At 72.3% G+C, this 25,983-nt stretch carries 5 protein-coding genes; 1 reads left to right on the forward strand and 4 read right to left on the reverse strand.

Annotated elements, in window-relative coordinates; translation table 11 throughout:
- Window positions 1–74: 74 nt before the first annotated feature.
- Together BLQ91_RS13845 and BLQ91_RS13850 are read right to left on the reverse strand one after the other, a co-directional pair.
- Entirely contained in the window at window positions 75–5,657 is a 5,583-nt protein-coding gene (locus BLQ91_RS13845; protein ID WP_090097181.1) for an SDR family oxidoreductase, read from the reverse strand.
- The gene (locus BLQ91_RS13850; RefSeq protein ID WP_090097182.1) at window positions 5,654–7,126 is read right to left on the reverse strand and encodes an acyltransferase domain-containing protein; all 1,473 of its coding nucleotides are present in this window, start codon (window positions 7,124–7,126) and stop codon (window positions 5,654–5,656) included. The genes BLQ91_RS13845 and BLQ91_RS13850 overlap by 4 nt, the downstream gene beginning before the upstream one ends.
- 1,365 nt (window positions 7,127–8,491) lie before the next feature.
- Here BLQ91_RS13850 and BLQ91_RS13855 point away from each other — a divergent pair.
- On the forward strand, window positions 8,492–11,383 hold the full coding sequence (locus BLQ91_RS13855; RefSeq protein ID WP_090097183.1) for a helix-turn-helix transcriptional regulator: 2,892 nt from the start codon (window positions 8,492–8,494) through the stop codon (window positions 11,381–11,383).
- A gap of 68 nt (window positions 11,384–11,451) precedes the next feature.
- On the opposite strand, the gene BLQ91_RS13860 is transcribed toward BLQ91_RS13855, so the two are convergent.
- Entirely contained in the window at window positions 11,452–12,246 is a 795-nt protein-coding gene (locus BLQ91_RS13860; RefSeq protein ID WP_090097184.1) for a thioesterase II family protein, read from the reverse strand.
- A 120-nt stretch (window positions 12,247–12,366) separates the two neighbouring features.
- Window positions 12,367–25,899 (reverse strand): type I polyketide synthase, encoded by a 13,533-nt coding sequence (locus tag BLQ91_RS42620; RefSeq protein WP_090097185.1) that lies wholly within the window; start codon window positions 25,897–25,899, stop codon window positions 12,367–12,369.
- Between the last annotated feature and the right edge of the window lie 84 nt (window positions 25,900–25,983).

Consider the following 25,983-nt stretch of genomic DNA (forward strand, 5'->3'; position numbering starts at 1 on the left):
CGCGGAATCTCCCGGCCGGTACCGGGCGATGAGGACGGGCGCGGCCCCGACCACGGTGGTCGGGGCCGTCATGCTCAACTGGTGTCGCCGACGTCGAACGTCTCGCAACCGGAGATGCGGATGAGGACCCGGCCGTCCGCGTTCACCGCCTCCTCGACGTTGGCGTCGTCGACGTGGACGAGCAGGATGCCGTCCGGGTTGGACTTGCTCACCGCCGCGTCGCTGCCCGTCGTGAAGAACTCGATGCGGTCGATGAAGCGGGGTACCGCGACCAGGTGGACGCCGTTGCCGTCGGTGCGCAGCAACCGGGTCCGGGCCAGCGCGTCCAGCATCACCGTGGGAACCGGCGGGTTCTCCAGGAGCGCGTGGTCGGCTTCGGTCGCGGGCGGGACCAGCACCCAGCGGGAACTGGTGCCGTCCGGACCTTCCCTGCCGTCGGCGCTCGCTCGGTAGACCCCGCGCAGGACGACGGCGCTGTCATCGCGGTAGTAGGGGTCCTCCGACGGCCGGTCGGTGACGACGTTCCTGGCGAGCGGGGGAACCGGAAGGGCGCCCAGCACGACGTCGCACGCGAAGTGCTGGCGGTCCGCGCGCAGCACGCGGCCACGCCGGTCCACCACGTCGCTGGTGATCCGGACGTGCACGCGATCCGGGCCGTCCGGCCGCGCCGTCACCCGGTAGGGGTTGCCCGGCCCGGCTTTCGGCGCGACGAACGCCGAGAACCGCAGGTTCTCCAGGGTGCGGACGGGCAAGCCGGGCATCACCGCGGTCGCCGCTTCGGCCGCGATGGTGGCCAGACCGGTGCCGTGCATGGTCGGTTTGCCGTTCACCGTGTGGTCGACCAGGAATCCCGCGGTGCGCTCGCCGAGGTCCAGCAGCCACTGGGTGGCGCCGCGCGTGATGCGGTGCGGGGTGCCGAGCATCCACCGGGTGCGTTCCGGCACCGGGTGCACGAAGCCGGGGAACTGCTCGCCGAACGTCGCGCGTTCCTTCGCGTTGAGGAACGCCACCAGCGGCTGGGCCACCGACGGCGTGCTCAGCTCGGCGGCCAGGTGCCGCACACCCTCGGCCGGGGCGAGCGGAGCCATGATCCCCGCTCGTTCGTTGTTGCCCTGCATCAGTTCCGAGCCGCCCATGCCGATCTCCGCCCAGATCGGCCAGATCAGCGTGCGCTCGTCCGCGCCGCGCACCAGCGCCGCCTGGCGGGCCGCGCCGTGGAGGAAGTCGTTGCCGGGCGCGTAGTCGGTCTCGCCGGGCAGGCCCACGAGGCCCGCCACCGAGCCGAAGTTGCACCACTGGGCGGGCTGGGCGGTGCCGAACGCCGCCTTGAGGTTGCGGTACCCGTCGACCTTGACCCCGCGGATGTGCCGCAGCCCGTCGACCGTCAGCCGGGAGATGTCGCCGCCGTTGTGCAGGCCGGCCCCGTGCACGAGCAGGTCGACGTCCGGGGTGACCTGCCGGATCGTCTCGACGGCCGAGCGGACGGCCTCGGCGTCGGTGAGGTCGCAGCTCAGGTAGTCGACCGCGTCCTCGCCGCAGAGCGCACGCAGTTCCCGCAGGTTCCGCTGCGACTCACGGGCGTTGAGCAGGCGGTCGAACCGGGCCATGACCTCTCGCACCGAGGCACCGGGGGTGCGGGCGCGTTCGGACTTGAGGAAGTCCGCCCGCAGTCCGGGGAGCTGCTCGTCGCCCGCGTACAGCAGGTCCTCCGGCACGTCCTGCAACCGCGACGAGCCCAGCAGCCACAACCGCAACGGCGTTCGAGAGGCGAGCTCCTTGGCGCAGGCCGCCGTGATCCCCCGCGCGCCGCCGGTGACCACGACCACCGATCCCGGCCGCAGCGGCGACACGTTCGAGCTCAGGTCGAGCGGGGCGGGCACCAGCTTGGTGCGCAGCCGCACACCGTCGTGGTGGAGCACCGCCGGGTAGCCGCGGTAGCCGGCCACCTCCCGGTTCAGGGTGTCCCAGCCTCCGGTCTCCGAGCTGATCACCACGGCCAGCCGCGCCCCGCGGAGGTCCCAGGCGAGGCTGCTGACGATGCCGGTGAACAGGCCGGCGGAGGCGTGCGGGACACCGCTGCGCAGCTCGTCGACGAGGTGCACGCCGAGCGAGCCACCGGCGTCGATCCGGTCGCGGCAGGACTTCGCCGCGAGGAACAGCGCTTCGTGTGCGCGGAGAGTCCCTTCCGGAACGGCCTCGCCGGGCGCCGACCCGCCGGTGGAGGCGAAGAGGCGGACGTGGCTGAACCGGCCCGCGCCCGTCGCGGCGTCGGGGAACTGGGCTTCGACCGGTGTGGTCTCGTCCAGCACGTGGACGTGGGCACCGGACTCGCGCACCTGCGCGGGCACCGACTCCTCGCATCCGGGCTGCACGACGACGAGCCAGTCCGGCCCCGGAGCGGTGGTCCACTCGGCGTCGGAAGCGGGTTCCTCGACGTAGGTGCAGACGTAGCGCTCGTTGCGCGGCGCCGACCGGGCGGGCCGGTGTGGTGTCAGCACGATCCCGGGCGCCGAAGGGCCGGCAGCGATCACGCGGGGGCTCTCCCCCAGCCGGGCGAGCTCGCCGATGAGGTCGCACGCGCCGTTGGCGCCGAGGTAGTCCAGCGGCCGTGGGGCTTGGGCTCCGGCGCTGCCGGTGGCGACCGAGACCTGGCAGAGCACGGGCCACCCGGCGGCCGCCGCGGTGCTCTCCCGCGCCAGGGCGAACAGGAAGGCGCCTTCGCCGAGTGGACCGCGACCGAGCAGGGTGCGCAGTTCGTCGGTGCTGTTGCCGTTGAGGCTGAGCACCAGCGCCAGGTCGAGCGCTCCACCGCGGAGGTGCCGCACCGCCGTCTGGACCGCGTGCGCGGTGGCGTCCGGTCCGGCGTCGGCGAGCTGCACCGCACCGTTGAGGTTGTGGCGGTTGGCGATGCGCGAAGCGATGACGTTGCCCATCAGACCGGGCTGCGTGTCCGGGGTGCTCGCGGCGGTTCCCGCCCGCACCGCGCGGCCCACGGCCAGCGCGGCCTCGGTGAACTCGTCCGCGTCGAGCTCACCCGGCGCCACGGCGAGCAGGTCGTCGGCGTAGCAGCGCAGCGCCGACTGGTACCACGACAGGGTCGGTCCGTAGTGCGCGGCGATGACGCCGGTGGTCTCCTCGCGGCCCTCCCACAGGTGCCCGTGTTCGGCCAGGAAGCGCTCGGCCACGTCCAACGCCATCAGCTGGGTGCGGTCGACGGCGTCCGACACCGCGGCGGGCAGCCTGCTCACCTTCCACTCCGGCGCCGGGTAGGGCATCGGGAAGCCGGCGTCGTCAGCAGGCGCACGCCCGTCGCCCAGGCGCGCCGCGACGTCGGCCGAGGCCGGTGCGCCCGGCAGGTGGGCGCTCCACGCGACCAGGACGATGCGATCGTCCTTCGCCGCCGGCCGCGAGGCGGGCACGGGCTCACCCGGGCCGGGCTCGTCGCGCAGCAGCAGGTGCCCGTTGGTCCCGCCGAACCCGAACCCGGAGACGCCGACCAGGCGCGGTCCGGCGGGCAGCGGTGTGTCCCGAGTGGGGACGGTGACGTGCTCCGCGGTCGCCGCCGCGCCGGGTTGTGGCCGCTGGGCGGGGATCACACCGTGGCGCAGGGCCAGCAGCGCGTGGATCACCGACACCGCGCCCGCGGCCCACCCCGTGTGCCCGATCAGGGACTTGTTGCTGGTGCACAACACCTGCCGACCGGCCGCCGACCGGTTCAGCGCGGTCAGCTCGACCTCGTCACCCGCCCTGGTGCCGGTACCGTGCCCGACCACCCAGACCGGGGCGTGCTCCTGCCCGGCGCGTGCGATCGCCAGTTCCTGCCCGCGGCGGTTGGGGGCCGCGATGGCCTTGCCCCGGCCGTCGGCCGCGGCACCGAACCCCGCCAGCACACCGAGCACCTTCTGGCCGTCGCGCCGGGCGTCACCCAGCCGTCGAAGTGCCACGACCGCCGCACCGTCGGAGAAGAGCGTGCCGTCCGCGGAACCGTCGAACGCGTTGACCGCTCCCCGGCGGCTGAGGCCGCCGAGCTTGCTGAACAGCACGTTGAACCGCGGGGTGACCATGAAGTAGCCCCCGCACAGCGCCAGGTCGGTGCTGCCTTCCTGGAGAGCGGCCACACCCAGGTCGATGGCGTAGAGCGACGAGGAGCACGCGGTGTCCACGATCGTCACGGGCGTGGTGTCCGGCAGCAGGCCGCGCACCGCGTTGCGGACGATCCCGTCCGGCAGGTGGTTCTCGGGGCTGCCCGCGGCCAGCCGGTAGCGCTCCCGCAGCAGGGAGCGCAGCCGTTCCGCCCCCGGCCCCGCGGGCGTCGGCCAAGCCTCGGCGAGCATGCGGGCGTACCCCTCGACCACCATCGCCTGCTCGAAGTGCTGATCGCCGTCGGAGCAGGCACCGATGAACAGCGAGGAACGGGACGACGGCCCGTCCGGCAACGCCTGCCCCAAGGCGTGGCGCAGCCAGGACGACGACAGGCTGGCGTCGGGAGCGACGTCCTCATGCCGTCCCATCCGGACGAATCCCGCGGTGCGCGCGTACGTGCGGTCGCGGTCGCCCGGATCGGCGGCCCAGAAGGTGTCGAGCGGATAGCGGTCCCCCGGTTCGCTGAACGCGGGCTCGCCGGCGCGCAGCAGTTCCCAGAACTGCTCGGGCGACTCCGCGCCGGGAACGACCATCCCCATCCCGACGACGGCGATGGCACCGTCGTCATCGGCAGGATCAGGGGTGCGGTCCGCCGCCCGATCAGAGGTGCGGGCGGGCGCACTGTCCGAGGTGTGGGCGGGCACATCGTGAACCGGCGCATCCGACGCGCTGGGCTCGGCGACGTCGGCGACGTCGGCGACGGGCCGCGGGGCGTCGCCCCACGTGCCCCCGGCGCGGATCAGCGCACCGCCCAGCCGGATCCCGCCGTCGTTGACGACGTTCTCCCCCGTGATCCACGACGCCTCCGGCGAGGCGAGGAAAGCGACGAGCTTCGCGTGTTCCTCGACCGTGCCCAGACGGCCGAGCGGGGTGCCCGCGACCGTCGCCTCCAGGACCTCTTCGCTGCGGGGGAACAACTCCACGGTCTTGCTGACGAGCATTCCCGCGGACGCCATGTTCACCCGGATGCCGTGCGGGCCGAACTCCACGGCGAGGTACTTCGTCAGCTGTTCGAGGGCGCCCTTGCACACCGCGACGCAGCTGTAGTTGTCGATGACGACGCTGGTGCCGATCGAACCGAGGTTCACGATCGCGCCGCCGCGGTCCTTCATGAGCGGGAAGGCGGCACGGCAACAACGGCGCGGGCCGTGCACGTTGGTGTCGATCGCCCTTTCCCAGTCGCGGTCGGTCAGCACGTGACCGGGTTCGAACACCCCGCGCGCGGCGTTGTTGACCAGCACGTCGAGCCGCCCGTGGCGGCGCGCGACGTCGGCGAACATCTCCTCGACCGCGTCCTGCTTGGCCACGCTCGCCCGCAGGTGCTCCGCGGAACCGCCGTCCGCGAGGATGTCCGCCACGGTCTGCCGCGCGGCGTCGATGTCGTGGAACCAGTTCACGATCACATGGCCGCCACCTCGGGCCAGCTCGCGCGCGATGGCCCGGCCCTGTCCCTTGGAGCCTCCCGTCACCAGGCAGATCCGGTCGGCGAAAGCACCGGTACGTGGACTGTTCACGCCTTCACCCGGCCAGCCCCGAGCTTGGTGAGCAGCTCGGCGATCGACTCCAGGGTGGTGTAGTCGGTGATCCGGATGTCGGCCTCGGGGAGGTCGTACTTCTGGCGGGCCCGCTGGAGCAGCTCGGTCTGCCGGATGGAGTCGATGCCCAGGTCCGCCTCGAGTTCGATGTCGGCCTCGAACACTTCCTCCGGATAGCCGACGGCGGAGGCGTACAGGGTGCGCAGCTCGTCCACCAAGCCCGGCGCGTCCGCGCCCCCGGACGGCGCGGGTTCAGCGGGCGCGGGTGCTGTCGTGGGGACGGCGGCAGCAGGCGCGGGTGCCGTCGCGGGAACGGCAGCAGCGGGCACAGGGACCTGCTGCGTGCCCGATCGGGCAGGTTCGACCGGCGCCGCGTCCGTTCGGGCGCTCGCGACGGGTGACCCGTTCGAACCGGCCTGCGCCACCGGCGATCCGTTCGGCCCTGCCTGTGCGACCGGTGACCCGGCCTCAGAGCTGGAGGACGTGGCGAACGCGCTGCGCAGTTCGTCGAGGGTCCGGCGCTGCCGCAACGGTGCCGCGGTCTGCACGCCCGGCAGGCACGCGCTCACGAGGTCGGTCAGGGCGCCGCGCGCACCGCACTCGAGGAAGTGGGAGTACCCGTCACCCCGCACCGACACCAGGGCCGGCAGGAAGCCGACCTCCCGTTCCAGGTGGCTGGTCAGGATCTCCCGGCTGTCCTGCTCGGTCTCGACGTAACGGCCCAGCACCGGCGAGTACATCGGCACCCGCGGGGCGCGTACCCGGACCTCGGCCACCTCCGCCTCGAACAACCGGTTCGCCGCCGCCAGCAGCCGGTTGTGGAACGGGTACGGGACACGCAGGCGCGTCGCCTCGATCCCGAGCAGGCCGGCCAGCGCCGTCAGCCGGTCCAACGACTCGTGCGGGCCCGAGACCACGACCTGGTCGTATCCGTTGTGGGCCGCGACCGTCAGGCCGCGGTCAGCCAGGGAGCCGACGACGGCGTTCGCCCGCTGTCGCCCGACGCGCAGCGCGACCATTCCCCCCTCGGCGTCGGGCGAAGCGCGCAGCGCGCGGTCACGCGCGATCACGAGCCGGACCCCGTCCGCCAGGCTGAGCGCTCCCGCGGCGGTCAACGCCGCGAACTCGCCGAAGCTGTGGCCGATCACGAGACCCGGTGTGACGCCGGCGAGCTCACGGGCCAGGTCCAGGACCGCCAGTTCGGTGGCGAAGATGGCCAGGCTCAAGGCAGGGACGTCACTGGCCAGCAGCATGTCCAAGGTCGGCGCGTCCGCGCTCTCCAGCAGGGTGGAGATCGTGGGGCCGCCGTGCCGGAGGGAGATCGCATCGACCTGACCGACAACAGGCGGCAGTGAACGGTCGGCGCACACGCGTGAAAGGCCACCGGGCAAGTACCCGCCTTGTCCTGGGAACAGGAAGACCGGCTCGGAAGACGACGAATAAGACACGATGAGATCCTTATGTTGGAGCGGGACAACGGATTTCAGAGCACCGGAAAGGGGACGGCTCCGGCTTCGGCGAAGCCGGAGGATCGCTCGGCCGACAGAATGTCAGCGGTGCGCGTGCCGCCACGAGCACGCGTTCCGGCTGGCGGATCGGAGCCCTTCACGCCGTGGTCGCCGAGTGGTCTCATCGCCCGCTGCTGTCGCTGTAGGCGAGAACACCGACGGAGGTCCCGGTAACCGGAACGCACCCGCCGAGAAATCAGTGACCACTGTCCACCTTCGTCAATCTGTTCTCGTCATCTCTGACGTCCGCTCCTCCGTTTCACACCGCGGGTGGGTTCGGCCTGCCTGCCGCCGAAGTCGATTCGACCTCGGCGTCCGTCGCACAGGAGGGACTCGTCAGACCGATGCGGTGATTTTTCCGCATCGACAGAGAAATGCTGAGACGACCCAGGAAACCTGCCTGTCTTCGAACTCCACGACAACGGTCTCGCCACCTCGACCGCATTGCGGCATCATCGCCGCGAACCACTTCCAGCCTGCGCAACAGAATGGCGGGGACGGAGCGGCCCACCACCTTCTGCCACGCTCGCTGGACGACACCCCACGAGTCGTCCACCGGCAATCTCGAAGAGGCGATCACGTTCCGCTGTTACGCCAACGAGGCTAAGCAGGTTCGAGCCGGTCGGACTACGGAAGTCCGCAGTCCGGTCCCCGAAGGCCGGATGATGCGGCGGCCACCCAGGAGTGCGGTCGTTCACCAGCGGCAACGACGACGAGGCGCACCCACCGGGCCAAGAACGGACAGCAGGCCTGCCACGAAAGAGTGACGCACATCGCCGATCGCCTGTCGCGACACTACGGTTGTCCGCAGCGCGGACTTGTCACGTTGATGCCACACCCGCCGATCACCTGATACCGCGATCGAGCAGCCGACCAGGCTGCCGAGGCGCCTTCTGCTGTCACATCTTCGCCGAGGAACGGGCAACGGACGAGCTGATCGACAACAAACCACGCTGACGGCGCACATCGTCGCCGATCGATCATGAGCCGCTATTCGTACGGACCCGGCAGACTCGTATGGACCCGAGCGATCCCGTGTCCGCTTTCCGCCCGGTGAGGCCGTCTCGCGGCGGCCTGTGACAAATCTCAGCGTCACTCGTGCCCAGGTCCGGCGTTTACGCGCAACCCGAACGGAACAGGACCGTTCTCACCCGCGGATCAATGTCACCAAAGTCTTCCTCGCAAGGGGGTCGAGAACTTGACCGGACGGGTACCCGTAACGTGGAATCGATAGGAGGAAGATATGAGCTGATCTGAGACAGAAAACCACCCGATTGGCTTAGTTGACAACTACGGAGCGCATAAATGGTCGCCGACGCACACCAGCACTCAGGCAGCAGCGCCATCCTCGTTGGTCGCGGCGCGGAGTTGGAACGCATCGTCGATGCTTTCGAATCGGCGAAGCGCGCGACACCCTCCACCCTCCTGGTCGAGGGCACGCCCGGCCTCGGCAAGACCGCCCTGCTGGACGTGGCGTGCGAGCTCGCCTCCGAGCACGGGTTCCTGGTCTGCCGCGCGAAAGCCTCGCTGATGGAGCGGGAGACGCCCTTCGCCGTGGTCCAGCAGCTCTTCGAGCACCTGCGCGACGAGTTGCCGCCCGGCCCCGGGGGTGAAGCCCCACCGCCCGGGTACGACCTCATCGCCGGGCACCTCACCGCCGATGGGGACGACGTCGGCGAGTTCCAGGTCCAGCGGGCGATTCGCGACCTCTACCGCTTCACGGCCGCGCTCGCCCAGCACACACCGCTGTGCCTGGTCGTCGACGACGTGCAATGGACGGACGTCTCGTCGTTGCGCTGGCTCAACTACCTCGTGCACCGCGTCGTCAAGCTCCCGATCGTCCTGCTGATGACCCGCACACCCGGGATCCGGCCGACCGATCCCCTGCTGATCGCGGAGCTGGAGATCTACTCCGAGCGCATGAGGCTCGCGTTCTTCACCGCGCGCAACATCGCGCAGCTCACCGAACGAATGCTCGGGCTGACGCCGGACGAGAAGTTCACCCAGGCTTTCATCGATGCCACCGGCGGCTGCCCCACGGTGACGCGGCACATCCTGGGTGTGATGCGGGAACGATCAGTGCCGCCGAAGGAAAGCGCCGCTCACGAACTGCTGCGCCCCGAATGCGAGAAACTCGGCCAGTCGCTGCTCGCGCGGCTCAACCGCCAGTCGCCCGAACTCGTCGAACTCGCCAAGGCGATCGCGGCCGTGGAGCCGTCGGACCTGGCCCTGCTGACCGCCGTCATGGACGCCGACGCCGGCGAGGTCGCTGATCGGGTGCGGCAGCTGGAAGGCATGGGTGTGCTCACACCGGACAGCGGGCTGAAGTTCTCGCACGTGGTGATCAGGAACACCATCCAGAGCGCGGTCGGCTACCGGGAAGGCGAGCAGCTGCACGCCAAGGCGGCGCGGTTCCTGCACGACACGCGTGCACCCGCTCTCGTCGTGGCACGCCATGTCCTGCGCACGCCCGCTCAGTCCAATCCGTGGGCGGTGGAGGTTCTGCGCACCGCCGCCGACGACGTGATCGCCGAGGGTGATGCCCGCTTCGGGGCACAGCTGCTGGCCAGGGCTCTCGACGAGTCCCCCTCCGCCGTGCAGAGGAAGGACCTGCTGCTGCGGCTCGGTCTGGCCGAGACCTACTTCGACCCGCGGATGGCCGTGGCGCACCTCGAGGAGGGGATGCTCGGGCTGGAAGATCCGCAGGAGATCCTCGCGGCCGCCTGCCGGCTCGCGGAGATCTTCTACTTCGACGGTGCCTACGACAGCGCCAGCGAGGTGCTGCACCGGGCCATGGACGAGATCGGGCCCAAGATGCCCGCGGCTGTCGAAGTGGTGCGCATGCTGGAACGGATCACCGTGCCCTCGCGCGATCCGGAGGCCGGCCAGGTGGACTTCCGCCAGTTCGACGAGCAGCAGTGGCGCCGCGGTGACGAGCAGAGCCGCAGGCTGGCCGGGCTGATCGCCGAGGACGCCAGCAACCGGGGCGTCGAGCTGGCCCTGTGCCGCAAGGCCGCGCTCGCGGCGCTGTCCGGCGGCGCGGCCTCCGCGCTGCAGCACCCGCAACGCATGTTCGGAGTGATCAACGCCCTGCTGCGCGCCGACGAGGCGGAGATCGCGATGCGCCACTGCGACGAGATCCTGCTCGACGCCCAGCGGCAGGGGCTGTCGTTGATCGTCCTGCTGGGTCACTCGCTCCGGTCGCGGGCGCACCACCACCACGGGTCCTTCACCGACGCCGCCGCGGACGCGGAACTCGCGTTGTCCGCGGCACGGACCGCGAACCTGCCCCTGGACCACCTGGGGCACGTCTACGCCACCGACGCCTGGGTTCGCGCTCAGCTCGCACTGGGCGACCTCGACGCGGCCAAGAACGCGCTGACGCCCTTCGGCTCTTCCAGGCAACTGCCGCAGACCTGGCACCACACCGCCCTGCTGCACGCCAGAGGCGCTGTGCACATGGAACTCGGTGACCACGAGGCAGCGCTCGCCGACCAGCTCGAATGCGGTGAGCGGTTCCAGGCCTGGGGCCGGCCCAATCCGGCGGTGCGCCCCTGGCGGTCCTCCGCGGCGCTGGCACACCTGCGGCTCGGACAGCCACAACCGGCCCTGGACCTCGCGTTGCAGGAGCTGACCCTGGCACGGCAGTGGGGTGCGCCGACCGCGATCGGTCGCGCGCTGCTGACCGTGGGCATCGTGACCGGCGGCGGCGCCGCCGCCCCGTGGCTGACCGAGGCCGACTCGGTGCTGCGCCGATCGACCGCGCGGATGCTGCACGCGGAGGTGCTGCTGGAGCTCGCCGCCACGCGGTGGGAGAAAGGACAGCACGACGCCGCCCGGCAGCACCTCGCGGAAGCGCAGTCGCTCGGCCGGCAATGCGGCATCACCGTGCAACCAGGACAGCGGCTCGCCGGCCTGACCTCCGCCGCCACACGGCACGCACCGGTGCCGCACCACCCCGAACCGACCAACGCCGCGCCCCCCGCTCCCCGGCTCAGCGCACTCGCACTGACGCCGCACGAGTGCCGCGTCGCCGCACTGGTCCTCGACGGCAACTCCAACGACGAGATCGCCCGCAAACTGAACGTCTCGCGACGCACAGTCGAATTCCACCTCACCAACATCTACCGCAAGCTCGGCGTACGCCGGCGCACCCAGCTGTCCTCCGCACTGGCGGGTCTCGTCCCACGTACGTGACCCCGGAAAGCAGGCACACCGGGCACCGCACCACCCCGCGGTGCCCGGCCGGCACGGGGGCGAACCGGTCAGGCTCCGGCGGCTTCGTCCCGGCCGTGTCGTCCGCCGCTGCCGAGTCCGGCGCCGCCGCGGAGTTCGCGCCGCACGAGATCCGCGATGGTCCCCCACTGGCCCACCGGGAAGAAGTGCCCACCGGGGAACTTCTCCAGGGCGAATGACCCGGTGGTGTGCCGCGTCCACTCGCTCGCGTCCGGCAGTGGCACGATCGGGTCGTCGGTGCCGGCCAGAACGGTGATCGGCGCGGTGATCGACGCGAAAGGTTCGCACCTGTAGGTCTCGATCGCCCGGTAGTCGTTGCGCACAACGGGTAGCACCATCGCGCGGAGCTCGGCGTTGCTCAGCGCGCCCGGTTCGACGCCACCCAACGACTCGATCACCGTGACCATGTCGTCGTCGGACATGAGGTGCACGCCCGCGTTGCGCTGCAGGTGCGGCGCCGCTCGGCCGGACGCGAAGAGGTGTGAGACGGGGACGGAGGCGGCCTGCAGCCGTCGCGCCACCTCGAACGCCACCACGGCGCCCATGCTGTGCCCGAAGAGCGCCACCGGCCGGCTCTTGTCCAGCACCGCGAACACCTCGTCCGCCAGCACGTGCAGGTCGTCGATCGGCTGGTCGCGGAGGCGGTCCAGGCGGCCCGGGTACTGGACCGCGGACAGCTGGACCTCGCCGGCGAGGTCCATGCGGAGCCTGGTGAACCACCCGGCGGAGCCGCCCGCGTACGGGAAGCACACCAGCTGCGGAGCTTCTTCGGACGTGGCGCGGAACTTCCTCAACCAGCGGCCGCCTTCAGCGACGTTCGCCATGATCTCCCTTTTCCGATCTTGTTGCTGTGAAGTCGAAACCGTCGTCGGCGCCAAGCCTCTGCCGCACCGGCTGAGCTCGAGGAGAGGCCCGGACCGCGCGGTGGCGGTCCGGGCACTCGATCAGCCGCCCAGCAGGCGGCCCAGGTCGTCCTCCGGGGTCAGGTAGCCGCCGGACAACGCGTCCGCCTCACCGGACACCAGCCGCACGAGCATCTCCGAGGAGGCTTCCGGCGTGGTGAACCGGCCGCCGTCGCGCTGGTCGGCCATCCACGCGCCCACCCCGTCGACGTGGCGGTCGCCGGTCTTCCCGGCTTCCAGCTGCCTGCGGGTCAGACCCAGGTCGACCAGACCGGGGTGGTAGTTGAGGACCGACACCCCGGTGCCCGCCAGTTCCGGCGCGAGGTTCTCGCCGAGCTTGATGGCGGCGGCCTTGGACACCGAGTAACCGGAGACGTTGGGCCAGCGGTGCTTTCCGGCCGAGCTCACGATGTTGATGACCCGCCCGTGTCCGCGCTCGACCATGCCCGGCAACGCCGCCCGGCAGGCGCGCATGGTCCCGCGCACGTTCACCTCCATCGTCTGCCACCAGTGGTCCTCGTCGACCTCCCACAGGGGTCCGGCCGGACCGCCGACACCGGCGTTGTTGATCAGCACGTCGACCGAGCCGAACTCCTGCTCCGCCCGCTCGACGGCGCGGGTCAACGCCGTGCCGTCGGTGACGTCGGCCACCAGCGCCAGAGAAGGTCCGCTGATGGAGTCCGCCAGCTCGTCGAGCGCGGCCTGGTCGCGTCCGGTCAGGACCAGGTTCGCCCCGGCCTCGGCGAGCTCCCTGGCGAAGAGCCGCCCGAGACCGCCCGTCGCACCGGTCAGCAGCACCGTCGTCCCCGCCAGCGAACGCCTCTCCACCTCGCGCGGTCGTTCCGCTTCCTGTGCGCCGCCGAGGTGGATCCGCAGGTACTTCGCGAGGGCACCCGGCGTGGAGTGGTCGAAGATCGCCGTGGGCGGCACCGACTGCCCCGTGGCCTTCTCGATGCGGTTGCGCAGCTCCAGCACCGTCAGCGAGTCGAACCCGATTTCGAAGAAGCCGCGGTCGGCCTCCACCTCGTCGGCGCTCGCGAAGCCGAGCACCTGGGACACCTGCTTGCAGACCAGGTCGCGCAGGAAGGTCTCCTGGGCACCTTCGTCCTTGCCCGCCAGTTCGCCCCTGATGGACGGCACGGGCGCGGATTCCACCGCCGGACGCGACTTCACGTGCTCGCGCAGCAGCGGGGTCAGCGGCGCCGACTCGCTGTCGACGAGCTGACGGGTGTCCAGCCCGATCGGGGCGAGCATCGGCTCCCCCGAGCGCAACGCGACGTCGAACGTGGCCAGCGCGTCCTCTGTGGACAGCGGCCTGAGCCCGAGCCGGGCGAGCCGGCGCAGGTCCGCCTCGTCGAGGTGACCGGAGAGCTCGCTGCGTTCGGCCCACAGCCCCCACGCCAGCGACAGCGCGTGCTGCCCGGCGTTGTGCCTGCGCCGCGCGATGGCGTCGATGCAGGCGTTGGCGGCGGCGTAGTTGGCCTGACCGGCCGTGCCCCACCAGGCGGCCGCGGAGGAGCAGATGACGAACCAGGTGAGGTCGGCGTCCCTCGTCAGCTCGTCGAGGTGTGCCACGGCGTCCACCTTGGCCGGGAGAACCGCCTCCACGGCCTCGGCGGTCAGCGACTGGATGGTCCCGTCCCGCGAGGTGCCCGCGGCGTGGATCACGCCGGCCAGCGGCCGATCCGCCGGAATCCGCGCGAGGACCCCGGCCAGCTGCTCGCGGTCCGACGCGTCACAGGCCTCCACGGTGACGGAGGCGCCGAACGCACGCAGCTCGGTGGACAGCCGGGCCATGCCGGGTGCGTCGGCACCGCGACGGCTCAGCAGGATCACGTCCCGGACCCCGTGCTCGCGCACGGCGTGCCGGGTCAGCGCGGAGCCGACGACTCCGCCCGCACCGGTGACCAGCAGCGATCCGCCACGCCACTCGGTGGGAGCGGACGGCCCGGCGGCACCGGCACCGGCCAGCCGCGGCACGCGGACCTGTCCGCCGCGGACGGCGAGCTGCGGCTCGTCGGTGCCGACCAGCTGCCGCCACGCCTTGTCCGACGCGGCCGTGCCGTCGAGATCGATCAGCTGGAGCAGGCCGGGGTGCTCGGTCTGCGCGGAGCGCACCATGCCCCACACCGCCGCGGCGACCGGATCACCATCCACCGCACCGCGGGTGAGCACGACCAGCTGGGCACCGGGCTCGTGGTCGCGCGCCACCCAGCCGCGCACCGAGGCCAGTGCCGCGTCCAGCGCGGTCCGGACCCGGCGCGGCAGCGGCATCGCGGGGTCACCGTTGTCGACGGTCAGCGTGAGATGCCCGGTTCCTCGTGCCCCGGACAGCTTCTCCGGGGCCTTCCAGTCGATGCGGAACAGGGTCTCCTGCGCCTGTGCGGCACCGATCACCTGCAGCTGCTCGCGCACCACCGGCCGCGCGACGAGCTCTTCGGCGGAGAGGACCGGCATGCCCACGTTGTCCCAGGCGGCGATGCTGAACGAGTCCTTCCCCTTGTCCCGCAGGCGAACCCGCAGCGACGCGGCACCGGGTCCGCGCACCTCCACCCCCGCCCAGGAGAACGGCAGGCGCAGCGCGTCCGCCGCCAGCGGGTGCAACGCCGAGTCCAGCAGCGCGGGGTGCACCAGGTAGTCGCCGGCTTCGTCCCGCACCGCCGCGGGCAGGCTCACCTCGGCGAAGACGTCGTCGCCGCGACGCCAGGCCCTGCGGACGCCCTGGAAGTCGGGTCCGTAGTCCAGGCCGTCCTCGGCGAGGCGGGGGTAGAGCCCGTCGAGGTCGACCGGCTCCGCGTGCGCGGGCGGCCATTCGGTCAGGTTCTCCCCCGAACCGGGCACGCCCGGAACGAGGCGGCCGGTGGCGTGCGCGGTCCACGGCGCGTCGGCCGAGGCCCGCGAGTGCAGTGCGAGGGCACGGCTGCCGTCACCCTGCGGCGCGGACACCTCCACCTGGACGTCCAGGGTGCCTTCGGCGGGGAGCACCACCGCAGCCCGGAAGACGAGCTCCGCCACTCTCGGGCAGCCGACCTGCTCACCGGCCTTGGCGGCCATCTCCAGCAGTGCCGTGCCGGGCACCACCGCGGCACCACCGACGCGGTGGCCACCGGTCCAGGCAGGACGTGCGGTGGACAGCTGTCCGATGAGGACAGTGGCTCCGCTGCCGGCCAGGGACATCGAGGCGGTCAGCAACGGGTGCCCGACCGCATCGAGGCCGGTGCCCGTGACGCCTCGGGTGGCACGCGGCGTGTCGAGCCAGAAGCGCTGCCGCTGGAAGGCGTAGGTGGGCAATTCGACGTGCGGCAGCGCGGCCTCACCCAGGACGGCGGGCCAGTCGACGGAGATGCCGCGCACGAACAGCTTGGCGACGGTCTCCAGCAGTGCTCGTGTCTCCGCGCGGTCCTTGCGCAGCACCGGCAGCGACGCGGCCGACGAGGACAAGCTCGCCGACGCCGTCGCCGAGAGCACGCTGTCGGGACCCAGCTCCACGAAGGTGCTGACGCCGCCGGCTTCCAGCACGCGCACGGCGTCCTCGAACCGGACCGGCTCGCGCACGTGGCGGACCCAGTACTCCGCGGTGGTGAAGTCGCCCGCCCCGGCGGCCTGGCCGGTCAGCGTCGACACCATCGGGATGTGCGGCGCCGAGAAACCGAGGCGGGACACGACGTCCCGGAACTCCTCCAGCATCGGCGCCATCAGGGGCGAGTGGAACGCGTGGCTGACCCTCAGCGCCTTCGTGCGGTGGCCGCGCGCCCGCAGCTCCTCGGTGATCGCCCGCACTCCGGCGGCGGCGCCGGACAGGACCACGGCCCTGGGACCGTTGACCGCGGCGATCCCGACTTCGTGCTCACGACCGACGAGCAGGTCGGTCACCTCGGCGGCGGCAGCCTCCACGGCGACCATGACCCCGCCTTCCGGCAGTGCGCCCATGAGCCTGCCGCGAGCGGCGACCAGGATCGCGGCGTCGCGCAGCGACATGACGCCGGCCACGTGGGCCGCGGCGATCTCGCCGATGGAGTGGCCGGCGACGTGGTCCGGCCGCACCCCCCAGGCTTCCAGGAGGCGGAACAGCGCCACCTCGAGCGCGAACAGCGCGGGCTGCGCGTGCTCGGTCCGGTCCAGGCTGGCGCCGGTGAAGACCAGGTCGCGCAGGCTGACGCCGAGCAGCGGGTCCAGTGCCTCCGCCGCTTCGTCGAACGCGGCCGCGAACTGCGGGAACGCCTCGTACAGCTCGCGTCCCATGCCGGCGCGCTGGCTACCCTGACCGGCGAACAGGAAGGCGGTCCCGCCCGTGTGCTTTTCGGCCGTGACCACCAGGTTCGGCGCGTCGTCGCCGTGTGCGGCGGCGGTGAGGCCCGCCAGCAGCGAGTCACGATCGCCACCGAGGACGACGGCACGCTGGTCGAACCGCGACCGGCTCATGAGTGCCGCCGCGACCGCGCCGTCGTCGTGGCCGGGCTCCCGGTCGAGGAAGTCCGCCAGCTTGGCCGCCTGCGCCCGCAGCGCCGCCGAGGTCTTGGCGCTGAGCACCCACGGCGTGATCGCCCCTGCTCGCGGCTCAGCGACCGGAACGGCCGCTTCGGCGGGGCTTTCGAGGATCACGTGCGCGTTCGTGCCACTGATGCCGAACGCCGACACCGCGGCTCGACGGGTTCCTTCCGGCCACGGCCGCGCCTCGGTCAGCAGCTCGACCGATCCGGCAGCCCAGTCCGCGTGCGGCGACGGCTTGCTGACGTGGAGGGTCTTGGGAAGGACACCGTGGCGCATCGCCATGATCATTTTGATGACCCCGCCGACACCCGCGGCGGCCTGGGTGTGGCCGGTGTTGGACTTCAGCGAACCCAGCCACAGCGGGCGGTCACGGTTCTGGCCGTAGGTGCGGAGCACGGCCTGTGCCTCGATCGGGTCGCCCAGAGGCGTGCCTGTGCCGTGCGCCTCGACGACGTCGACGTCGGACGCGGTCAGCCGCGCGTCTGCCAGGGCTTGCTCGATGAGCCGGCGCTGGGCGGAGCCGCTCGGCGCGGTGAGGCCGTTGGAGGCGCCGTCGGAGTTGACCGCGCTGCCGCGGACCACCGCGAGCACCCGGTGCCCGTTGCGCCGTGCGTCGGATAGCCGCTCCACCACGAGCATGCCCGCGCCTTCGGCCCAGCTGGTCCCGCTCGCGTCGGCGGAGAACGACCGGCAGCGCGCGTCTGCGGCGAGTGCGCGCTGGCGGCTGAACTCGACGAAGGTGACCGGGGTGGACATCACCGCCACACCGCCGACCAGCGCCATCGAGCACTCACCGTTGCGCAGCGCCTGCGTGGCCAGGTGCAGGGCCACCAGGGAGGACGAACACGCGGTGTCGACCGACATCGTGGGCCCTTGCAGGCCGAGGACGTAGGAGATGCGGCCGGACGCGACGCTGCCGTGGCTGCCGACGGTCAGCATCCCCTCCATGCCGTCCGGGACGTCGCGGACGTCCCCGACGCGGGTGGAGTAGTCGTGGAACATCACGCCGGCGTAGACGCCGGTGCGGGATCCCTTCAGCGACAGCGGATCGATGCCGGCGTTCTCCAGTGCCTCCCACGAGGTCTCCAGCAGCAGCCGCTGCTGCGGGTCGGTGGCCAGCGCCTCGCGGGGCGCGATGCCGAAGAACGAGGCGTCGAAGTCGGCGGCGTCGTGCAGGAAACCGCCTTCACGGGCGTAGCTGGTGCCGCGGTGGGCGGGATCGTCGTGGAAGAGGGTGTCGAGGTCCCAGCCGCGGTTGTCGGGGAACGCCGTGATCGCGTCGGTACCGGTGGCGACCAGGTCCCACAGTTCCTGCGGTGAGCTGACCCCGCCGGGGAAGCGGGCCGCCATGCCGACGATCACGACCGGGTCGTCCTCGGCCGCTTCGGGTCCGGGTTCGGGTTCAGTCGGCTGGATCACGCTGGTCACAGTGGTGTCCTTCTCGATCGAAAGTTCTTCCACCAGGTGGTCGATCACGTCCAGTGGACTGGGCCGGTCGAACAGCAGGGTCGGCGACAGGCGCAGGCCGGTCGCCTCCCTGAGCTGGTTGCGCAGTTCCAGTGCGGTCAGCGAGTCCATTCCCAGCGCGGAGAACGGCTGCCCGACCTGGTCGTCGCGCAGCCGGGCGTGGCCCAGCGCGGCCGCGGTGCTGGTGAGCACCAGCCGGGTCAGCTCCGTCCGGAGCTCGTCGCCGGTCAGTTCCCCGAAGCCCGCGGAGGGCTCCGGCACCGCCGCGGCGGGCTTGGCCACGGCCGGCGTGCGGACGAGGTCGGCCAGCAGCGGCACGGGCTGTCCGGTGACGGACCGGAGGTCCAGGCGGACGGGCGCCAGCACCGGTTCGGTCGAGCGCAACGCACCGCCGAACGCCGCGACGGCGTCTGATGTGGACAGTGGCGCGATACCGACCCCGGCCATCCGCTGGAGGTCGGCGTCACCGAGGTGTCCGGAGAGGTCGCTGCGCTCTTCCCACAGCCCCCAGGCCAGTGCCAGCGCCGGGAACCCGGCGGCGGCACGCTCGCGGACCATCGCGTCGACGCACGCGTTCGCGGCGGCGTAGTTGGCCTGCCCCGCCGTGCCCCACCACCCGGCGATCGAGGAACAGACGACGAACCAGTCCAGGTCCAGCCCCCTGCTCAGCTCGTCCAGGTGGCTGACGGCGTCCACTTTGGACGTCAGGACGGCCTCGACGCCTTCGGTGGTGAGCCTTTCGACAACGGTGTCGGCCACGGCTCCCGCCGCGTGGACGATGCCGCGCAGGTTCGGAACTCGCGCCAGCAACTCCGCCACCTGCGCGCGTTCGCCCACGTCACATGCCTCGACCGTGACAGCGACACCCATCCCCCGCAACCGGTCGGCCAGCCGCGCGACACCGGCGGCCCGCTCGCCGCGACGGCTCACCAGGACGACGTCGCCGACCCCGCAGGTCGTCACGGCGTGCATGGTCAGTGCCGAGCCGACGACTCCACCGGCACCGGTGACGAGCAGCGATCCCCCGCCCCACCCGGTGTCGGCGGCGGCGTGCGCGACGGGGTGACGTGCGAGGCGTGGCACCAGCACGGCACCTTCCCGCACGGCGATCTGCGGTTCCGCCGCACCGGCCAGGGACGGCACCAGCGCGTCGGAGGCGGCACTGCCGTCGACCTCGATCAGCTGGAAGCGGCCGGGGTGCTCAGCCTGCGCAGAACGCACGAGACCTTGCACGGCAGCGCCGACCGGGTCGGAGCCGGTGACGATGCTGAGGCAACCGCTCTGCTCGCCGGACAGCCAGTCCTGCACGGTGGTCAGCGCCCAGGCCAGTCCCCCGCGCACCCGCTGCGGCAGCGGACCGGCGGGCTGGACCGGCAGCCGCCGCGTGGTGCCCCGCGTGGAAGCCACGACGGTGGCAGGCCGCCATTCCACGCGGTACAGCGAGTCCGCTGCCACGGCGTCGCGCAGCTGGGCGTCGGACACCGGCCGCAGCACCACCGAGTCGGCGTCGAGGACGGGCGTGCCCTCGGCGTCCCAGGCGGACAGCCGCACGGTGTCGGGACCGAGCCCGGTCAGCCGGGCCCGCAGCACCGACGCGCCGGCCGCGCGGAGGTGAACGCCCGTCCAGGAGAACGGCAGTCGCGCCGTCCCCCCGTCCGGCAACAGCTCACCGGCCGCCAGCGGCTGCAGGACGGCGTCCAGCAGCGCCGGGTGCAGCAGGTGGTCGTTCTTCGTCTCGGGCAGCCGGACCTCGGCGAAGAGTTCGCCGTCGCCGCGCCACAGGCGCCGCACGCCCCGGAAGGCAGGGCCGTAGCGCAGGCTCCGCTCGGCCAGCCCGGAGTAGAACGCGTCCAGATCGACCGGTTCACCACCGGCCGGCGGCCACGGCACCGCGGCGGCCCCGGTACCGGTCGCACCGTCGACCTGACCGGTGACGTGGGTGGTCCACTCCCCCTGGCCCGCGGCACGCGACACGACCTTCAGCGCACCGTCCGCCGACACGCGGACCTGGACGTCCAGCGCGTCACCGGTGGGGACGACCATCGGCGCGGTCAGCAGCAGCTCGGTGACGCCGGGGCGGCCGACGTGCGCACCGGCGCGGGCGGCGAGTTCGAGCAGCGCCGTCCCGGGGACGACCACCGCACCGCCGACCCGGTGGTCGGCGAGCCACGGCAGCCCGGCCTCGTCGAGCCGGCCGGTCAGCACCGTGGTGCCGTCGACGGACAGCGCCGCCTTCAGCACCGGGTGCGCGACCGCGTCGAGTCCGGCGGAGGCGAGGTCCGCGGTCTTCACGACCGGGTCGAGCCAGAACCGCTCGTGCTGGAACGCGTAGGTGGGCAGCTCGGTGCGGCGGGCACCGGTGCCGGTGAAGAACGCGGGCCAGTCGACGGTGACGCCGGCGGTGTGCAGCCGGGCCAGCGCGAGCACCAGGGTGTCGGTCTCCGGCTCGCCCTCGCGCAGGGCGGGCAGGACGAGCTGGCCGGTGCCGGGCAGGCAGTTCTGCGCCATCTCCGCGAGCACGCCGTCCGGGCCGAGCTCGACCAGGCGGGTCACGCCCCGCTCACGCAGGTACCGCACGCCGTCGTGGAACAGCACCGCGTCGCGGACGTGCCGCACCCAGTGCTCGGGCGAGCGGAGCTGCTCCGCCGTCGCGAGGGTGCCGGTCAGGTTCGACACCAGCGGGATCGCCGGTGCCGCGTAGGCGATCCGCTCCGCGACGCGGCGGAACTCCGCCAGCCCCGTGCCGGAGACCAGCCGGCCGCGCGCGGCGACGAGCTCCGCCGCTCCGGCCAGGGTCAGCACACCGGCGACGTGCGCGGCCGTGATCTCGCCGATCGAGTGGCCGGTCACGAAGTCGGGCTCGACGCCCCACGACCGCACGAGGCGGTACAGCGCGACCTCGATGGCGAACAGCGCGGGCTCGGCGTGCTCGGGCCGGTTGAGCACCGCGGCGTCGTCGCCCCACATGACCTCGTGCAGCGGCTCGGCCAGGTGCCGGGCGAACTCGGCGGCCACCTCGTCCAGGGCGGCGGCGAAGACCGGGTGGGTCTCGTACAGCTCCCGGCCCATGCCCAGGCGCTGGGCACCTGTGCCGGTGAACAGGAAGGCGACGGGCTCGCCGGGCCGGGCGAGGTCGCGGGTTCCACGGCCTTCGCACAGCTCGCGCAGCCCGGCCGTGCCGGTGGCGAGGACCGCGGCACGGTGGTCGAAGTGGCCGCGACCGGTGGCCAGGGTGAAGGCGACGTCGGCCGGGTCGAGCCCGGGGTGCTCGGCGAGGTGGTCGCGCAGCCGCCTGGCCTGTGCGCTCAACGCCTGCGGCGTCTTGGCGCTCAACAGGAACGGGACCTGCCGCTGATGCCGCTCCGGTTCGTCCGGTCGCGGCCGGTGCTCAAGGACGACGTGCGCGTTGGTGCCGCTGATGCCGAACGACGAGACCGCCGCCCGCCGGGTGCCTTCCGGCCACGGCCGCGCTTCGGTCAGCAGCTCGACGGCCCCGGAAGCCCAGTCGACGTGCGGCGTGGGTTCGTCGGCGTGCAGGGTCTTCGGCAGGACGCCGTGCCGCATCGCCATGACCATCTTGATCACGCCCGCTACGCCGGCCGCCGCCTGGGTGTGGCCCAGGTTGGACTTGAGCGAGCCGAGCCACAGCGGGCGGTCCCGGTCCTGGCCGTAGGTCGCGATGATCGCCTCGGCCTCGATCGGGTCGCCGAGGGAAGTACCCGTGCCGTGCGCTTCGACCACGTCCACATCGGACGCCGAGAGGGCGGCATCGGCCAGCGCCCTGCGGATGACCCGCTGCTGCGAGGGTCCGTTCGGTGCGGTCAGGCCGTTGGAGGCGCCGTCCTGGTTGACCGCGGTCCCCCGGATGACGGCCTGGACGGTGTGGCCGAGCCGCAGCGCGTCGGACAGCCGCTCCACCGCGAGGACGCCGACGCCTTCCGACCAGCCCGTGCCGTCCGCGTCCGCGGAGAACGCCTTGCACCGGCCGTCCCGAGCGAGACCGCGCTGGTGGCTGAACTCGGCGAACATGCCGGGTGTGCTCATCACCGTCACACCACCGGCGAGGGCGAGCGAGCACTCCCCCCGGCGCAGCGCCTCGACGGCGAGGTTCAGAGCGACCAGGGAGGAGGAGCACGCGGTGTCGACCGTCAGGGCGGGGCCTTCGAGGCCGAGCAGGTAGGCGATCCGGCCGGAGACGACGCTTCCGGCGACACCGGTGAGGAGGTGCCCGGCCACGGCGTCCGGGCTTTCGTGCAGCCTGGTGCCGTAGTCGCCGGCCATCGCCCCGACGAAGACCCCGGAGTCGGTGCCGCGCAGGAGCTCCGGGTCGATCCCCGCCTGTTCGAGCGCCTCCCAGGAGACTTCGAGCAGCAGGCGCTGCTGCGGGTCCATGGCAAGCGCTTCCCGGGGCGACACGCCGAAGAACTCGGCGTCGAAGTCCGGGGCGTCGTGCAGGAATCCACCCGTGCGGGCGACTTCGGCGCTTCCCGCGAACAGGTCGCGGACGTCCCAGCCGCGGTCGGACGGGTACGGCCCGATGGCGTCGGCCTCCGCGGTGACGAACCGCCAGAGGTCCTCCGGTGAGCGGATGTCGCCGGGGAACCGGCAGCCCATGCCCACGATGACGATCGGGTCGTCCTCGGGCGTCTCCTCGGCATCGGTGACCCGTTCCACGGCGACGGCCGCGGCGGGAGCCTTCCGGGTGCCGCCGGGGAGGAGCCGGTCGATCTCCGCCGCGAGGGCCTTCGGGGTCGGGAAGTCGAACGCGGCACCGGCGGGCAGGCGCAGCGACGCGGCCGCGTTGATCCGGTTGCGCAGCTCGACGGCCATGATGGAGTCGAAACCCAGTCGCTTGAACGACTCCCGGACGTTCACCTCGTCCGGAGTGGTGCGCAGCACGGCGGCGGCATGGGCTCGGACGAGGTCGATCCCGTGCAGCACCGGTCCCGTGTCGACCGCTGCCCCGTTCGTGTCGCCGATCCAGAACCGCTGCCGCTGGAAGGGGTAGGTCGGCAGGTCGGCGGCACGAACGCGCGTGCGCGTCGACGGCACCACGGCGGACCAGTCGACATCCACCCCGCCCGCGAAGGCCTCCGCGACCGAGGTGAGGAAGCGGCGGAAGTCGCCCTCGTTGCGACGGAGCGAGCCGACGACGACCGCGTCGTCGATGTCCGCGGCGGTCACCGTGTCCTCGACGGCGCCGACGAGCACGGGGTGCGAGCTGACTTCGACGAAGTGGCGGAAGCCCTCGGCCAGCAACGCTTCGGTGGCCTCACCGAAGCGGACGGGCGCTCGCAGGTTGTGCGCCCAGTACGCGGCGTCCAGCCGGTCCGTCCAGGCGCAGTCCGCGGTGGAGAAGAACGGGGTGCTGCCCCGGCGCGGGCGGATCCCGGCGAGGGCCTCGACGATCTGCCCGCGCACGGAGTCGACGTGCGGGCTGTGGGAGGCGTAGTCCACGGCGATCAGCCGCGCCCGCACGCCCTCCCCCTTCCACTGCGCCAGCAGGGCGTCGACCGTGTCCTGGTCTCCGGAGACGACGGTCGAGCGCACGCTGTTGACCACCGCGACCTCGACGCCGGGATGGCCGGCCAGGCGCGAGCGGACCTCGTCGGCGGGCAGGTCGACCGACGCCATCGCGCCGTGACCGGCCAGCTCGGCGGCGATGATCCTGCTGCGCAGGGCGACGACGGTCGCGGCGTCGTCGAGGCTGAGCGTCCCGGAGACCACCGCGGCGGCGATCTCGCCCTGGGAGTGCCCCAGCACGGCGGCGGGCCGGACGCCGGCCGATGCCCACAGCCGGGCCAGCGACACCATCACGGCCCAGGACGCCGGCTGCACCACGTCGACGCGGTTGAGGCCGTCGCCGGTGCGCAGGACCTCGGTCAGGGACCAGCTCACGTGCCGTGCCAGCGCCTTCTCGCAGGCGGCGACGGAATCCGCGAACACCTCGGAGACGTCGAGGAGGTCACGGCCCATGCCGGCCCACTGCGCTCCCTGGCCGGGGAAGACGAAGACGGGACCGGCCTCCGCCTTCTCGGCACGCCCCAGGACGACGCCTGTGCCGGGGACACCCTGTTCGATCCCGGCGAGACCGGAGTCGAGCTCGTCGGCGGTGGCGGCGAGCACGACGGCGCGGTGGTCGAAGAGCGTGCGCCGGGTGAGCAGCGCCTGAGCGAGGCCGGCGCGGTCGAGGTCCCGGCCGCGCAGGTTCCCGGCCTGAGCGCGCAGCGCCTCGGGCGTCTTCGCGCTGAGCACGAATGGCAGGGTCGCCTCGGCGTGGTGCGAGGTGACCTCGTCCGCGGACCGGGGCGGTCCGGAGAGGACGACGTGGCAGTTCGCCCCGCCCATGCCGAAGGAGCTGACGCCGGCCAGCCGGGGCTCGGCGCTCCAGTCCGCGGTCTCGGTCTGGACCCTGATGCCCAGCTCGTCGAACGCGATGTCCGGGTTCGGCTCGGTGAAGTTGAGGCTGGGCGGGAGCTGTCCCCTGCTGATCGAGAGGACCGTCTTGAGCAGTCCCGCGATCCCGGCCGCCCCTTCGAGGTGACCGATGTTGGTCTTGACCGAGCCCACGCGCAGCGCGTCGGCCGGAGCGCGGCCGGCGCCGAGCACCTGGCCCAGCGCCGCGGCCTCGACCGGGTCGCCCACCTTGGTGCCGGTGCCGTGCAGCTCGACGTACCGCACCTGCCGCGGGTCGACGTCCGCGGCGCGGTAGGCCGCGCGGAGGACCTCCGCCTGCGCGGTGGCGTCCGGGGTGGTGAGACCGTCGCTCGCGCCGTCGTTGTTGACCGCGCTGCCGCGGATCACGCAGAGGACGTCGTCCTGGTCGGCCAGCGCCTTCGCGAGCGGCTTCAGGACGACCACGCCGCCGCCCTCACCGCGCACGTACCCGTTCGCCCCGGAGTCGAAGGTGTGGCAGTACCCGTCCGGGGAAAGGCCACCGAACTTGGCGGCACCGACGGTGCTCTCCGGTGCGAGGTTGAGGTGCACGCCACCGGCCAGCGCGACCTCGCACTCACCGGTGCGGATGCTCTGCGCGGCGAGGTGCACCGCGACGAGCGCGGACGACTGGGCGGAGTCGACGGTGAAGCTGGGGCCCCGCAGCCCGAGGGTGTAGGAGATGCGGTTGGCGATGAGAGCGCGGCTCTGACCGGTGACCGTGTGGTGCCCGATCCCCTCGATGCCCTCGCGCTGCGCAAGGGTGGCGTAGTCGGATCCGAACGCGCCCATGAACACACCGACGGCGTGCTCGCGCAGGGCGGCCGGGACCACGCCGGCGTGCTCCAACGCTTCCCAGGCCAGCTCCAGTGCGAGCCGTTGCTGCGGGTCCATGTCCGTGGCTTCACGCGGGGAGATGCCGAAGAACGCCGCGTCGAACCGGTCGACCTCGTCGAGGTAGCCACCCCAGCGCGAGTTCGCCCTGCCGGGCCGCGACAGGTCGGCGTCGTACAGGGCGTTCGCGTCCCACCGCGTGGCAGGGGTCTCGGTGACCGCGCTTGCACCCGTGACGAGCAGTTCCCAGAAGGCGTCCGGGTTCGCCGCCCGGGGAAGGCGGCAGGACAGGCCGATGACGGCGATCCCATCCGGTGTGGCGGCAGCGGCGTGGTCGGGCGTGGTCATGTGGCTGAGTTCCTTCGGTTGGCGGCGACGGCACGCGGAGGGGGCGCTTCCTCGCGATGTCAGGGGTTCACCGTTGAACGCCAC

This window comes from Lentzea jiangxiensis (assembly GCF_900104175.1).
GTDB lineage: Bacteria > Actinomycetota > Actinomycetes > Mycobacteriales > Pseudonocardiaceae > Lentzea > Lentzea jiangxiensis.

Excerpts from the sequence above, each read along its gene's own strand:
- BLQ91_RS42620 (WP_090097185.1), bottom strand. The coding sequence starts at position 25,899 with ATGACCACGCCCGACCACGCCGCTGCCGCCACACCGGATGGGATCGCC.
- BLQ91_RS13860 (WP_090097184.1), bottom strand. The coding sequence starts at position 12,246 with ATGGCGAACGTCGCTGAAGGCGGCCGCTGGTTGAGGAAGTTCCGCGCC.
- BLQ91_RS13855 (WP_090097183.1), top strand. The coding sequence starts at position 8,492 with ATGGTCGCCGACGCACACCAGCACTCAGGCAGCAGCGCCATCCTCGTT.